Source organism: Mesorhizobium sp. CNPSo 4670, assembly GCF_057784235.1.
On record NZ_JBWJFQ010000007.1, the window covers coordinates 135,310 to 148,495 of the forward strand.

At 62.3% G+C, this 13,186-nt stretch carries 12 protein-coding genes; 11 read left to right on the forward strand and 1 reads right to left on the reverse strand.

Annotated elements, in window-relative coordinates:
• Positions 1–13 precede the first annotated feature (13 nt).
• From AC0ZT5_RS14435 to AC0ZT5_RS14480, 10 genes are all read left to right on the forward strand, one after another.
• Positions 14–205: a hypothetical protein gene (locus tag AC0ZT5_RS14435; protein WP_488496981.1), complete on the forward strand. Its 192-nt coding sequence runs from the start codon at positions 14–16 to the stop codon at positions 203–205.
• A gap of 214 nt (positions 206–419) precedes the next feature.
• Positions 420–2,045, forward strand: a complete 1,626-nt coding sequence (locus AC0ZT5_RS14440) for a DUF2778 domain-containing protein (protein ID WP_488496982.1) — start codon at positions 420–422, stop codon at positions 2,043–2,045.
• 128 nt (positions 2,046–2,173) lie between these two features.
• Positions 2,174–5,197: an excinuclease ABC subunit UvrB gene (uvrB, locus tag AC0ZT5_RS14445; RefSeq protein ID WP_488496983.1), complete on the forward strand. Its 3,024-nt coding sequence runs from the start codon at positions 2,174–2,176 to the stop codon at positions 5,195–5,197.
• 87 nt (positions 5,198–5,284) lie between these two features.
• Positions 5,285–5,620, forward strand: a complete 336-nt coding sequence (locus AC0ZT5_RS14450) for a hypothetical protein (RefSeq protein WP_488496984.1) — start codon at positions 5,285–5,287, stop codon at positions 5,618–5,620.
• 115 nt (positions 5,621–5,735) lie between these two features.
• A complete protein-coding gene (locus tag AC0ZT5_RS14455) occupies positions 5,736–6,641 on the forward strand; it encodes a DMT family transporter (RefSeq protein ID WP_488496985.1) in 906 nt (301 codons plus the stop codon).
• Between the two features lie 253 nt (positions 6,642–6,894).
• Complete coding sequence (locus tag AC0ZT5_RS14460; RefSeq protein WP_488496986.1) at positions 6,895–8,421, forward strand: ABC-F family ATP-binding cassette domain-containing protein; 1,527 nt, start codon at positions 6,895–6,897, stop codon at positions 8,419–8,421.
• Between the two features lie 134 nt (positions 8,422–8,555).
• Positions 8,556–8,942, forward strand: coding sequence for a nuclear transport factor 2 family protein (locus tag AC0ZT5_RS14465; protein ID WP_477396167.1), 387 nt, complete (start codon positions 8,556–8,558; stop codon positions 8,940–8,942).
• A 93-nt stretch (positions 8,943–9,035) separates the two neighbouring features.
• Entirely contained in the window at positions 9,036–9,218 is a 183-nt protein-coding gene (locus AC0ZT5_RS14470) for a hypothetical protein (protein ID WP_095091704.1), read from the forward strand.
• Positions 9,219–9,378: 160 nt separating this feature from the next.
• Positions 9,379–9,801 (forward strand): VOC family protein, encoded by a 423-nt coding sequence (locus tag AC0ZT5_RS14475; protein WP_457153410.1) that lies wholly within the window; start codon positions 9,379–9,381, stop codon positions 9,799–9,801.
• Between the two features lie 106 nt (positions 9,802–9,907).
• Positions 9,908–10,261, forward strand: coding sequence for a DUF1428 domain-containing protein (locus AC0ZT5_RS14480; protein WP_488496987.1), 354 nt, complete (start codon positions 9,908–9,910; stop codon positions 10,259–10,261).
• A gap of 232 nt (positions 10,262–10,493) precedes the next feature.
• Here AC0ZT5_RS14480 and AC0ZT5_RS14485 read toward each other — a convergent pair whose 3' ends face one another.
• Positions 10,494–12,128: a tetratricopeptide repeat-containing sulfotransferase family protein gene (locus AC0ZT5_RS14485; RefSeq protein WP_488496988.1), complete on the reverse strand. Its 1,635-nt coding sequence runs from the start codon at positions 12,126–12,128 to the stop codon at positions 10,494–10,496.
• A 783-nt stretch (positions 12,129–12,911) separates the two neighbouring features.
• On the opposite strand from AC0ZT5_RS14485, the gene AC0ZT5_RS14490 reads away from it, so the two are divergent.
• Positions 12,912–13,118: a cold-shock protein gene (locus tag AC0ZT5_RS14490; RefSeq protein ID WP_023809797.1), complete on the forward strand. Its 207-nt coding sequence runs from the start codon at positions 12,912–12,914 to the stop codon at positions 13,116–13,118.
• Positions 13,119–13,186: the final 68 nt, after the last annotated feature.

A 13,186-nucleotide genomic window follows, 5' to 3' on the forward strand; every position in this document is an offset into this window, starting at 1 on the left:
GACCGTCCGGGCGATGATTTTGTGGCAGGCGGGCAACAGTTTTGCCGGTGCCTACGGCCTGTTCAGCAGCACTCAATGGCGCGCGACATTGTCGCATGACTCGCTGAACGGCCTTTTTGGTAAATTAGCAAAGGCTGTTTTGCTTGACTTGGGCGGCAAAAACAGGCAGCAAAACAGGATTGGAGGGGCTCCAATGCCGCGTTGATGGTGGTGGACAAGCCTTTTTGAGGCAAAAAGTCCACGTCGCTCGTTTGGTTTTGAGAGGGATTGATTAACCAACTTTGTCCATATTTTGAAGCAATCGGCAACTAACGACAGGCGCGGCAAACGCGTCGGGGACCACCTGGGATCACTCACAGAATGGTCGTCGCGGCTATCACAGCCGCGGACGTGGGAGCCGATTGGAGCAAGATTGGTGCATGGCGTTCTTGAGTAAAAAAATTGGCGGGGACGAGCGTTGGGACGGCGAGACCGCCTGCGACGCGCCACGGTCCTCTTCCTTCAACCCTGAACGGATCGTCCGCTGGGTCGCGGTGCCCGGTGTCGGCGCGGCCATTTGCCTGTGGCTGGTCGGTACCATGGCTGGCCTGAGTTCCGTCGGCGCCTCGCTGTCGGCGACATCAGGCGGCCTGCCGCAGACGCTTTCGATGCCGGGGGCGCTTGCCCTTGCCGATCCGCTGAAGCAGCGTTTCCTGACATCTTCGGCGCCGTTCGTGCTGGCTAATGCCAATGGCGGCGCGCAGGCGCTGCATGACCATGCCGTGCAATGCGGCGCGGGTTGCTTCAAGCTGGCTGCGTTAAACCCGCAGGCTGAGAAATCCGCTCGCCTCGTGGCGCAGGCAAAGCCAGCCCCGATGGTTGTAAAGTCGAAATCGCAAGAGCGTTTCGAGCGCATGGAGGCGTCGCTGTCGCCGGCCAAGCTCGCTGCTGCCTTTGCCGGCGCCGGAAAACCTGTCGTCGCGGCCGAGGCATCCGCGCGCCCGGTCATTTCCACCGTTGCGCCGCAAATTGCTGAAGCGTCCCTGGTCCCGTCCGTCAAGGTCATGGCCAGCCTGTCGGATGACATGCCGGCTCCAGCGGCCGAACGCTTCGCCCGGATGGATACCGGCTCCGTCGTCGTGCAGACGGCGCCGCAGCCGATGGGCTTTGCCCAGTCGGACGCACAGACGCCAGACAACGCACAGCTGGCGCTTGCCCTCGTCCAGTCGCTGCCGGTCGACGACGAGGCGTTCGCCTCGCCGCTGCCTATGACCGAGTCCTCGGCCGATGTCGCGGTTTCGCCTGTCGAAACCCAGCAGGCACAGCCCGGCGATGCAGCTTCCCTGCCGGATGCGCTGACCGACGACGTGCCGTTGCCGACCCGGCGCCCGCAATTCGACGCGCCGCAGCAGCCCAAGGTCGTACAGCAGTCGACAAAGCCCATCCAGCAACAGTCGAAGCCCGTCCAGCAGCAGAAGCCCGCCCGTGAGATGGTTCAACAGGCCCAGCCCTCCAGGCCGGCGCGGCAAGGCAGGCCCGGCGAGGGCGACGTGCTGGCCTATGCCAAGCCCGACACACCTTCCGGCGGCCTTGGCCAGGCATTCAAGAACCTGTTCAACTCGCCGGGCTCCAGGAGCGGAGCCAGCAATGGCGTCGCCGTCTACGACATCAGCGCCGGGACCGTCTACATGCCTGACGGCTCGAGGCTCGAGGCGCATTCGGGCGTTGGCGCCATGGCGGACCAGCCGCGCTATGCCGATCAGAAGAACCGCGGACCGACACCGCCCAACACCTACAATCTGTCGCTGCGCGAGTCGCGCTTTCATGGTGTGGAGGCTTTGCGCCTGACACCGGTCGATGGCCGCAACAAATACAATCGCGACGGCCTGCTGGCCCATACCTACCTGCTTCGGGGCCGCTACGCCCAGTCGAGCGGTTGCGTTGCCTTCAAGGACTATGCGCGCTTCCTCGCCGCCTTCAAGAAGGGCAAAATCAAGCGCCTCGTTGTGGTGCCGCGCCTGTCGTCTTCGCCGACGCGGGTCGCATCCGCCGCCAGGGGCGCGTAATACCAAGAAGCATTCGGCCGCACTTTCTGCCCTGCTCCTGACAGCCTACTGTCAGGAGCCGCGTTGTCCGATACGCCTCTCCCCACCGCGCTCTTTCCATTTTGGCCAGGAAATCCCATATTCGGGACATGGCCAAATCCCCCGACAAAAAAACGCCGCCGACGGCGAGTGACGACCGCGCCGCCCCGAAGCGGCGCAGCCCGCTGACCGATTTCCTCGACGCCTCAGAGCCGCTGCACAAGGGCGGCTTTGCCGAGATGCCGCAGGCCGAACTGTCGGGCACGCAGCTGACTGGTTCGATCGCTGATTGGGCCGAGCAGATCGAGCAGGAAGCCGAAAAAGAAGGGCGCCTCACCAGCAGGAGCGACGGCGGCAAATCGCCGAAGCCGTCGAAAAAGATCCCCGAGCGGTCGTCTTCGCCCGGGCGCACCGCGCGCGGCACTTCGATGGGCGGTGCAGCGACAGCCAGGGAGCGCACGGCCGCCGGCCTCAACCCGGTCGCCGGCCTCGACATTTCGCTGGAAGAAGCCGAGACGATGACCTCGAGCGGCGTCACCGCCACGGTGGCCGCGCTGTCAGCACTGATCGAATCCGGCAATCCCCTGCACAAGGATGGCGTGTTGTGGACGCCGCACCGCCCTGCCCGTCCGGAAAAATCCGAAGGCGGCATCGCGATCAAGATGGTGTCGGATTTCGAACCGGCTGGCGACCAGCCGACGGCAATCAAGGACCTGGTCGAAGGCGTCGACAACAGCGATCGCACCCAGGTGCTGCTCGGCGTCACCGGCTCCGGAAAAACCTTCACCATGGCCAAGGTGATCGAGGAGACGCAGCGCCCTGCCCTGATCCTGGCGCCGAACAAGACACTGGCCGCACAGCTCTATTCCGAGTTCAAAAAATTCTTCCCCGAAAACGCCGTCGAGTATTTCGTCTCCTACTACGACTATTACCAGCCGGAGGCCTACGTTCCGCGCACCGACACCTTCATCGAGAAGGAGTCCTCGATCAACGAGCAGATCGACCGCATGCGCCATTCGGCAACCCGCTCGCTGCTCGAGCGCGACGACGTCATCATCGTCGCCTCGGTGTCCTGCATCTACGGTATCGGCTCGGTCGAGACCTACACGGCGATGACCTTCCAGATGCAGATCGGCGACCGGCTCGACCAGCGCGCTCTGCTCGCCGACCTCGTCGCCCAGCAGTATAAGCGCCAGGACGTCAACTTCGTGCGTGGCTCGTTCCGCGTGCGCGGCGACACGATCGAGATCTTCCCGGCCCACCTTGAGGATCGCGCCTGGCGCATTTCGATGTTCGGCGACGAGATCGAGGCGATCACCGAGTTCGACCCGTTGACCGGGCAGAAGACCGGTGAGTTGAAGAGCGTCAAGATCTACGCCAACTCGCACTATGTGACGCCGCGCCCGACCCTCAACCAAGCGATCAAGTCGATCAAGGAAGAGCTCAAGCACCGGCTGGTGGAACTTGAGCGCGCCGGCCGGCTGCTCGAAGCACAACGGTTGGAGCAGCGCACCCGTTTCGATCTGGAAATGCTCGAGGCTACCGGCTCCTGCGCCGGCATCGAAAACTATTCGCGCTATCTCACCGGCCGCCAGCCGGGCGATCCGCCGCCAACATTGTTTGAGTACATTCCCGACAATGCGCTGGTCTTCATCGATGAAAGCCACGTCACCGTGCCGCAGATCGGTGGCATGTATCGCGGCGACTTCAGGCGCAAGGCGACGCTGGCGGAGTATGGCTTCCGCTTGCCGTCCTGCATGGACAACCGGCCGCTGCGCTTCGAGGAATGGGATGCCATGCGCCCGCTCTCCGTCGCCGTGTCGGCAACGCCGGGCGGCTGGGAGATGGAACAGGCCGGCGGCGTCTTCGCCGAGCAGGTCATCCGCCCGACCGGGCTGATCGATCCGCCGGTCGAAGTGCGCCCGGCCAAGACCCAGGTCGACGATGTCGTCGGCGAGATCCGCGACACCACCAAGGCCGGCTACCGCACGCTGGTGACCGTGCTGACCAAGCGCATGGCCGAGGACCTCACCGAATATCTGCACGAGCAAGGCATCCGCGTGCGCTACATGCATTCCGACATCGACACGCTGGAGCGCATCGAGATCCTGCGCGACCTGCGCCTCGGCGCTTTCGACGTGCTGGTCGGCATCAACCTGTTGCGTGAGGGTCTCGACATTCCCGAATGCGGCTTCGTCGCCATTCTCGATGCCGACAAGGAAGGTTTCCTGCGTTCGGAAACCTCGCTGATCCAGACCATCGGCCGCGCCGCCAGAAACGTCGACGGCAAGGTCATCCTCTATGCCGACCAGGTCACCGGCTCGATGGAACGGGCGATGGCAGAGACCGGCCGCCGCCGCGAAAAGCAGATGGAGTGGAACGCGGCCAACGGCATCACGCCGGAATCGGTCAAGTCGCGTATCTCGGACATCCTGGACTCGGTCTACGAGAAGGACCATGTCCGCGCCGACATCTCGCAGTTCACCGACAGCGCCGGCGCCATGATGGGCAACAATCTCAAGGCCCATCTCGACGCCATGGACAAGCAGATGCGCGACGCCGCCGCCAATCTCGACTTCGAGAAGGCGGCCCGCATCCGTGACGAGATCAAGCGGCTGCGCGAGATGGAACTGTCGATCTCCGAAGACCCGCTGGCCAAATATGCCGACATGGAAAGCCCGGTTTCGGGCCGCGAAAAGGGCAAGCACAACAAGGGCCGCGCCATCCACAGGACGGTCGACGACAAGGGAAACATCCCTGTTCTGGCAGTCAGCAAACCGGAGGGGACCGCAAACGATCGCGTCAAATCCGCCCTGTTCCGCAAGCCGTCGCTCGACGCCATGGGTCCAGGCACCGACATGCCGACGCCTGCCGGCGCCGTGTCGCGCTCGCTGTTCAAGAAACAGTCGGCCGAGGAAGCGCATGGCTCCGACTTCGGCATTCCCGGTGAGCCGACCAAGCCGCTGTTCAAGAAGAACTCGCTTGATGAGATGACGGTGCGGCGGACCGAGACACCGATCGAGGGCGACAAACCAGTCAAGCGCGAGCGGGCCGGCATCGGTTCCTACGAGGATCAGGGCGACGCCCGCCGCGAGAAGCGCCGGCCAGGCAAGACGGGCAGGCCGGGGAAGTAGGATACTGCAGCCGGGGACTTGCAAGCCGGTTTGAGCTTAAGGTTTCAATCGGTTGCGGACTTCGAATGCCGTCGCGTAGAGTAGTTGATGGTCGTCATTCGCAGACTCGATGAAGAAGAGTTCAAGGCCTGCTTCGTTTCGCCAATGACCGAAGTCACCAACGCCGCAACCGCGGCTGTCGACATATGGCCCTATGTCGAAGCATTAGATCTTGATGAGATCGGCGTGCCTTATCTGAATGACGTTCGACATGTCTACCGAGACGCTCGAAACCGATTTGATCAGGTCTTGATCGGGACCGGCAGATTCAACGCCATTCTCGTGGTCGTTGTCGACCTGAGTACAAGCACGGTTTTCGGACATTTCTTGCTCGACCTCGACAAGGAATATGGATTAGGCGGTGGTCATTTGAGACCTGTCTGATCCGGGTGTTGCACCTGCTGGACCATGCGCCTGCCCTTGTCAGTTGCCGGTCGAAACGATACGGGCCGAGGTAGCTTCTCCGATTCCACCTGCAAGCCCCGCGGCGCCCCACACAATGAAGTCCAAAGACATCGTTGCCTACGTCTTCCTGGCCGTCACCTGGGGGCTGTCGTTCCTGGTGCTGCTCAAGGTGGTGCATGCCTTCGGCTGGATCGGTGCGGTCACCTTGCGTTCGCTGATCGCCGGCATCACGCTTCTGCTGCTGGCGGTGGCAACGAGGCGCCGGCTCGACTTCATCGCCGGCTGGTCGCACTTCGCCGTGGTCGGCGCGACGACGGTCGCTGCCCAGTTGATCGGCCTGTCCTATGCCACCCCCCGCATTGGCACGGCGATGGCGGCCATCCTCGTTGCCGCCATCCCGCTATTCTCGATGATCATCGGCCAGTTGTGGGGGCTCGAGCGCATCACCGTTCGCGGACTGGCCGGGCTGCTGCTCGGCGCCGCCGGTATCATCATTCTAGTCGGCTTTCCGGCATTGCCCGTCACCGCATCCTTCGCGATCGGCTGTGCCGCATCGCTGTTCAGTTCCTTCTCGGCAGCCTTCGGCAGCAACTATGCCAACCGCCATCTGCGCTCGGCCGGCTCGCTCGAACTCACCAGCGCCGCCTTCCTCTTCGGCGGACTGATGACGCTGCCGCTGCTGCTGGCCGTGCCGGTGCCGGCGATGCCGCGCGCCATCGACTTCCTCTATCTCGCCATCCTTGCCTGCGTCATGAGCGCGATGACCTATGTCGTCTATTTCCGCCTGGTCGCCAGCATCGGCGCCACCAGGACGATCAGTGTCGAGTTCGCCGTGACCGTGATCGCCGTGCTGGTCGGCACGGTCATGCTCGGCGAGTCGCTGACCATCATCCAGGCCTTCGGCGCGGTGGCGATCATCGGCGGCTGCGTGCTGGTGCTCGATCCGTTCCCGCGCCGGGTGAAAGCGGCAGCCTTGCCATCGGCCTCGCCCTTGGTGTAGTCATCTCCCGCACTCAAACGTCTTGAAAGGGGGGCTCACGTGTTTGCGTTTTTTCGTCACCATCGTCAGCGTGGCCCGATTTCTGCCCTGCGAGCTAGCTTGCAGGGCTGACCAGGGACGGTCCGGGTTTTTCCCGCTTCGATTTTTTGGTCTGCCCTTCGTGGTGTTGCAACGCCGAGCCTGATGGCCAGCACGCGCACCGTCAAAGTGCATTGAACCGGAGTTTTCCTCCGGCAAGACCAGAGAAATCAAAATGGCCCTGATCAGCCTCAAATCCCTCGGCGTCACCATGAGTGTGCCGCTCTTTGCCAATCTCGACCTCACCATCGGCTCCGGCGATCGGCTCGGCATCGTTGCCGCCAATGGCCGCGGCAAGTCGACCTTGCTGAAATGCCTGACCGGCGAGATGGAGCCGACCTTTGGCGACATCACCCGCACGCGCGGCCTGCGCGTCGGCCATGTCGAACAGTCCGTTGCATCAGCCCTTCTCGACCGGACGTTCCACCAGGTGGTGGCCGACGCCTTGCCGCCCGAACAGGCCGAAAGCGAGATGTGGCGCGTCGATGTTGTTCTCGATTCGCTCGACGTGCCCGAGCCTATGCGCGAACGGCAAATGCAGGCGCTGAGCGGCGGCTGGCAGCGGCTTGCGCTGATCGCCCGCGTCTGGGTCACCGATCCGGATGTACTGCTGCTCGACGAGCCGACCAACCATCTCGATCTGGCAAGGATCAGCCAGCTTGAAAGCTGGCTGAACACGCTGCCGCGCGAGGTGCCCGTCATCATCGCCAGCCATGACCGCGCCTTCCTCGACGCCACCACCAACCGGACGCTGTTCCTGCGCCCGGAACAATCGCCGGTGTTTGCCCTGCCCTACTCGCGCGCCAGGCAGGCGCTCGACGACGTCGACGCCTCGACGGAGCGCAAGTTCCAGCGCGACATGAAGGTGGCGCAGCAATTGCGCCGGCAGGCCGCCAAGCTCAACAACATCGGCATCAATTCGGGCAGTGACTTGCTGACGGTCAAGACCAAGCAGCTCAATCAGCGCGCCGAGCGCCTGGAAGAGGCGGCTGCCCCGGCGCATCGCGAGAAATCGGCCGGCGCGATCAAGCTCGCCAATCGCGGCACCCACGCCAAGGTGTTGATCACGCTCGACGATGCGGCTGTCGAAACACCGGACGGCACGTTGCTGTTCAGGACCGGCAAGCGCCATATCTGCCAGGGCGATCGCATTGTCCTGCTCGGCCGCAACGGCGTCGGCAAGTCGCGCTTCGTCACCCTGATCCGCAACGCCATCCTAGAGCCAGAGACGGTGCACAACGTGAAGGTGACGCCGTCGACCGTGCTTGGCTACAGTGACCAGTCGCTGTCGGGCATCGGCGGCGACGACACGCCGCTGGCGATGGTCTCGCGCCGTTACGATGTCGGCGAACAGCGCGTCCGCTCGCTGCTCGCCGGCGCCGGCGTCGGCATCGATATGCAGGAGCGCCGGATTGGCGTGCTGTCCGGCGGTCAGAAGGCGCGGCTGATGATGCTGGCGCTCAGGCTCGCCAACCCCAATTTCTACTTGCTCGACGAGCCGACCAACCATCTCGACATAGACGGCCAGGAAGCGCTGGAAGCGGAGCTGCTGGCGCATCAGGCAAGCTGCGTGCTCGCTTCGCATGACCGCTCCTTCATCCGCGCCATCGGCAACCGCTTCTGGCTGTTCGAGAAACGGCGGCTGACCGAAGTCGAGGACCCGGAAGAGTTCTTCAGTACCGTAGCGGAGGGATCGAATTGACGACAATACAGACACGCGGGCCGACACTGCCAATAGTGCTGGCCCACAAGGAAATATTAGCCCGCAATAATACTTTTCCATCGCCTGAAAAAGGCGCATCCTGACACCTCGCGAACCGAGGGAGGAAAACGGTCATGCGCGGGATGGACGTCGTCAAGAACCTTTATGATGCTTATGCAAAACGCGACATCGTGGGCGCGCTGGGCCACTGTTCCGACGATGTCGTCTTCCGCTGGGTCGCAGAACCGCATGCACCTTTCATCGCGGCAGGCAACGGCAAACAGCAATTCCTTGACCGCCTCATGTCGCTGGACAAGGATTTCGAATACCGGAGCTTCGTCCCGATGGACTACATCGACGGTGGCGACAAGGTTGCGGCGCAGGTCGAAATCCATCTGACGCGCAGAACCACCGGCCAGGAGCTTGTCATGCATACCGCTGACTTCTGGACGATACGCGACGGCAAGATCATCGCGATGGTGGAGTATTACGACACCGCGCTGGCCGCCTCGGTCCTCTGAAATAATTTCGGCGCTCTGTCGGATCGTCTGAACCTGCCGCGTCCTTGGGATGCCGACACGATGATGCCGGCGCCAACCCAGGGAGAGCATATCATGTCGGTCCTTTCATCCATCGGTCGTATCGCAACCCAATATGCGGCGGCACGTGCCCGCCATCGCAGCGAACGCATCCTGCTCTCGCTGCCCGCCGAATTGCGCAAGGACATCGGCTTTCCGGAACTCTTCGACGCGCAGAACAGCCGCCGCGCAGCCACCTTCTCGGCCAAGGTCATATGACCGCGACCAGCCTGCCTCTGCCACTGTCGCTCAACTCCGCCGATTGCCCGGTTTGTCCGGGCCCGGCCTTCGAGAAAAATTTCACGGCCCTGTAGGATTGCCGTCAGCTCATGCGTCCTATGGCTCGCAAGGCCAAGCCAAACGCAAAGAGGAGCAAGACATGACTGACCAGACCCCCGTTCAGCCCGCGCCGAAGGTGCTCGGCGGATTGACCCCCTATCTGCAGGTGGACGGAGCCTTCAAGGCGGCTGAATTCTACAAGAAGGCCTTCGGCGCCGAGCAGGTGTTTGCCTATCCGCCGGACGAAAAAGGCCGCACCATGCACATCCATCTCTACATCAATGGCTCGACGCTTATGCTGGGCGACGCCTACCCCGAGCACGGCCACCCGCATCAGAACCCGCAGGGCTACACCATGCAGCTGCATCTCCAGGACGACACCATCGAAAGCTGGTGGCAGCGCGCCATCGACGCCGGCTGCGAAGAAGTGGTGCCGCTGCAGGTGATGTTCTGGGGCGACCGTTGGGGCCAGCTGCGTGACCCCTTTGGTGTTGCCTGGGCGATGAACGCCCCGGTGAAGTAAATCTTCGAGCGGCAACGCCTTGCCGCTGGCAAGAGATGATGCGCTCACCTGCGCCGGGTCGCATCCCTGCCGGCCCGGCGCCCGATTTCAGCAAGAGGAATATGCCATGTCCTATGTCGATGGTTTCTTGCTTGCCGTGCCAAAGGCCAAACTCGACGACTACAAGAGGCTGGCCAACCTCGCAGGCCCCATATGGATGGAACACGGTGCGCTCGCCTATGTCGAGTGTATCGGCGACGACGTGCCCTATGGCGAGGTCACCTCGTTTCCGCGTGCCGTTCAGGCAACTGACGACGAGATCGTCGTCTTCGCCTGGGCAGCCTATGAATCCAGGCAAAGCCGAGACGCGGTGATGGCCAAGGTGATGGCCGACCCGCGTTTGACACCCGATTGGGGGCCCATGCCGTTCGATATGAAGCGCATGATCTTCGGCGGCTTCCGGCCCTTCATCGAGCTTTGAGCAACTGAGCCCCCATCACTTCGTCATCCTATGGCGGAGCAAGGAGCGAAGCGACGCGGCGCAGACCATAGGATCCATGCCGTTACGTTAAAGCATTGAAAACGATGAAGAATTCCGCTCCGCTGCATCCTCGATCGAGGTCCCGGAATGGATCCTCGGGTGTTCGCGACGCTGCTTCGCGGCTGCTCCGCCCGTGGATGACGAAGCTGGGGGTTAATCTGCCACCCGCGCGCTAATCCAATCTATCCAGCAGCGGCTTGAGCCGATCGCCATAACGCTTCCACAGATCGACCGAGCCCTGATACATCGGCTGGCGCACCTGCGCGGCGGACGCCGTGCGCACCGGCCGGTCGGTCTCGTGGAACGACAGCACCGCATCGTTCCACGGCAGGCCGAGATGGGCGATCAGCGCCCGTGTCTGCCCTTCCTGGTCGGCGACGAAATCCTCGTAGCGCACATCATGCACCACCCCAGGCAACACGGCATGCCAGTGCGCCATGATGTCGGTGTAGAGGTTGTGGAAATCGGCAAGTTCGCCGAGGTCGTAGCCGTAGCGATGGCTGTCGCCGCGGAAATGCACCTTGTAGATCGAAAGGCATGTCGCCGCCGCGTCGCGGGCGCAATGGACGATCTTGGCTTTCGGCAACATCATATGGAGGAAGCCGATGAGCAGGAAATTGCCCGGCATCTTGTCTGTGACATGCTTGAAGCCGGGATAGCGGGCGTGCAGCATGTCGAGATAGGCTTCGCCGGCCTCGGCGAAAGCCTTGTCGGGCATATCGGCGATGCCGGCCGGAAAGCCGCCCTTCATGGTCAGAGGAAATTGCTTGCCTACCGCCGTCTTCAGGATACCGAGCTCGCCGGCGCCATAGACCTGGGGATGGCTGGCAATGATCTGCTCGATCAGCGTCGTGCCGGAGCGCGGCATGCCGACGACGAAGATCGGCGTGTCGTCGACAATCGAGCTGGGCCTGTGTTTCTCGAAGAAGCCGGCATCGAAGGTTGCCTTCATGGCCTCGAATTCGGCGCGCGTCCTGGCCGCATCGTAGTTGATGCCCTTGCGGCGGATCGCATTGCCTTCGGCGAAATAGTCGAAGGCCCTGCCATAATCCTTCAGATCGTCATTGGCCTTGCCGAGGCCGAAAGACAGCTGCATGCGCGCCAGGCTATCCTGCGGCGCCTTGTTATGCTGAGCCTCCATGCTGGTCAGTTCGCTGTCACGCTCCTTCTGGCGCTTGACCTGCGTCAGCATCAGCCAGGCCCTGGCCATGCCGGGGTCGACCGCCAGCGCCTGCCGAAACAGGTCGGCGGCTTCATCGAGCTTGCCCTTTTCCATCAGCCCGACGCCCAGCCCGTGCAGCAGGTCTGCGTCCTTCGGCCGGATGGTCAGCGCCTCGCGGAAGACGGCAAGCGCCTCGTCCAGACGTCCGGCTTCCTGCAGCGTTTCGGCAAGTCCGATGCGGGCGCGGACATGGAAGGGATTGCGAGCGACCGTGCCGCGATAGATCTCTTCGGCCTCCTCGAACTGGCCGAGCTGCTTCAGCGACGAGCCAAGATTGTCGCGCGCCGCGAGCTGGTCCGGCCGGATATCCACCGCACCGCGAAAGAAATCGATGGCGGCTGCGATGCGGCCGAGATCGCGCATCACCGTACCGAAATTGTTGAGGAAATCAGGATTTGTGGGCTGCAGGCTCACCGACTGTTCGATGAGATCGAGCCCCTCTTCGCTGCGCCCGGTCTGGTGAAGCAGCAGGCCAAGGAAATGCGCCGCGGCAGCGTGATTGGGCTTGCGCGCCAGTACTTGACGGTAAAGCGCCTCGGCTTCCTGCCGTCGCCCGGCCTGGTGCAGCTGCAGGGCCTGCTGCACATACTGGTCCAGCCCCAGCGGTGGCTGTCCTCCAGCGCCAGATCTGGCTCCCGCGCCCGCCGCTCTTCTCTGATCTCTGTTAATGGGAAACCTGCCGTGTTTTTCCGCCGGCCGCGATCTAAAGCAATTCCAGGAAAGGTATGAAACGGTCTTCCGTCCGGAATTGCGCCAAACAAGGAGATAGAGCGGTTCGGCGTTTCAGTGAAACGATGAACCGATCTAGGCCATCAGCGCTTCAGGTTCAAGGCTCGCTTGGTGTCCGTCAGCGTAGAAGCGATCAAATCAGCCGGTTGGTCTCCGCGACCTGCCTGGCACGCCGGAGCGTTCCATCGGTATCGGCTACCCTTCGCCTTGCCGCTTCGTCACTTCTGACGGTCAGCCGCGGCGACAGGATGGGCCTTGCCATCGCTGGTTTGACCAATGGCCCGATCGGAACTGTGGCTCCTGCCGATGTTGTTTCGGAGATCATGAGGTCTCGTCCTTCCATACATAAATAAACTGAAAATACCGGGAGAAATGTTCCCGCCTCTCTTCAAACAATTTTTGAAATCGCCGGGTTTGTATCATCATTTTTCTGAAAGTTACAGCGAGCAATTTTTTGAACGAAATCCGATTTTATTTTAAATCGCCTTGATTAAATTGCGGCAAAGGCCTATGTGTACAGGATCGCTTTGGGTAGAATTGGCACCTCGCGCGTCAGAGCTTCACGACCCGCCAATCTCATTCCAAATCACCGATACTGGCCGCGTTTCGCGACCGCTTCTCACCCCTCGAAAGACCGACATGAACACCGGAACCGTAAAGTTCTACAATGGCCAGAAGGGCTTCGGCTTCATTCAGCCGACCGATGGCGGCAAGGACGTTTTCGTCCATGTCAGCGCGCTGGAGCGCGCCGGCTTTCCTGGCCTCGCCGAAGGCCAGAAGCTGCAGTTCGAGTTGGAGCGTGACACCAAGGGCCGCGAATCGGCCGCCAATTTGCAATTGATCTGATCCGGCCGAATTCGATGAACGCTGACCACGGATGTACTGGCAGCTCTCGAAAGCGGCTTATTTCCAGC

Bases quoted from the DNA above. Each gene is read 5' to 3' on its own strand.
- AC0ZT5_RS14435 (WP_488496981.1), top strand. From the start codon at position 14: ATGATTTTGTGGCAGGCGGGCAACAGTTTTGCCGGTGCCTACGGCCTG.
- AC0ZT5_RS14440 (WP_488496982.1), top strand. From the start codon at position 420: ATGGCGTTCTTGAGTAAAAAAATTGGCGGGGACGAGCGTTGGGACGGC.
- uvrB (WP_488496983.1), top strand. From the start codon at position 2,174: ATGGCCAAATCCCCCGACAAAAAAACGCCGCCGACGGCGAGTGACGAC.
- AC0ZT5_RS14450 (WP_488496984.1), top strand. From the start codon at position 5,285: ATGGTCGTCATTCGCAGACTCGATGAAGAAGAGTTCAAGGCCTGCTTC.
- AC0ZT5_RS14455 (WP_488496985.1), top strand. From the start codon at position 5,736: ATGAAGTCCAAAGACATCGTTGCCTACGTCTTCCTGGCCGTCACCTGG.
- AC0ZT5_RS14460 (WP_488496986.1), top strand. From the start codon at position 6,895: ATGGCCCTGATCAGCCTCAAATCCCTCGGCGTCACCATGAGTGTGCCG.
- AC0ZT5_RS14465 (WP_477396167.1), top strand. From the start codon at position 8,556: ATGCGCGGGATGGACGTCGTCAAGAACCTTTATGATGCTTATGCAAAA.
- AC0ZT5_RS14470 (WP_095091704.1), top strand. From the start codon at position 9,036: ATGTCGGTCCTTTCATCCATCGGTCGTATCGCAACCCAATATGCGGCG.
- AC0ZT5_RS14475 (WP_457153410.1), top strand. From the start codon at position 9,379: ATGACTGACCAGACCCCCGTTCAGCCCGCGCCGAAGGTGCTCGGCGGA.
- AC0ZT5_RS14480 (WP_488496987.1), top strand. From the start codon at position 9,908: ATGTCCTATGTCGATGGTTTCTTGCTTGCCGTGCCAAAGGCCAAACTC.
- AC0ZT5_RS14490 (WP_023809797.1), top strand. From the start codon at position 12,912: ATGAACACCGGAACCGTAAAGTTCTACAATGGCCAGAAGGGCTTCGGC.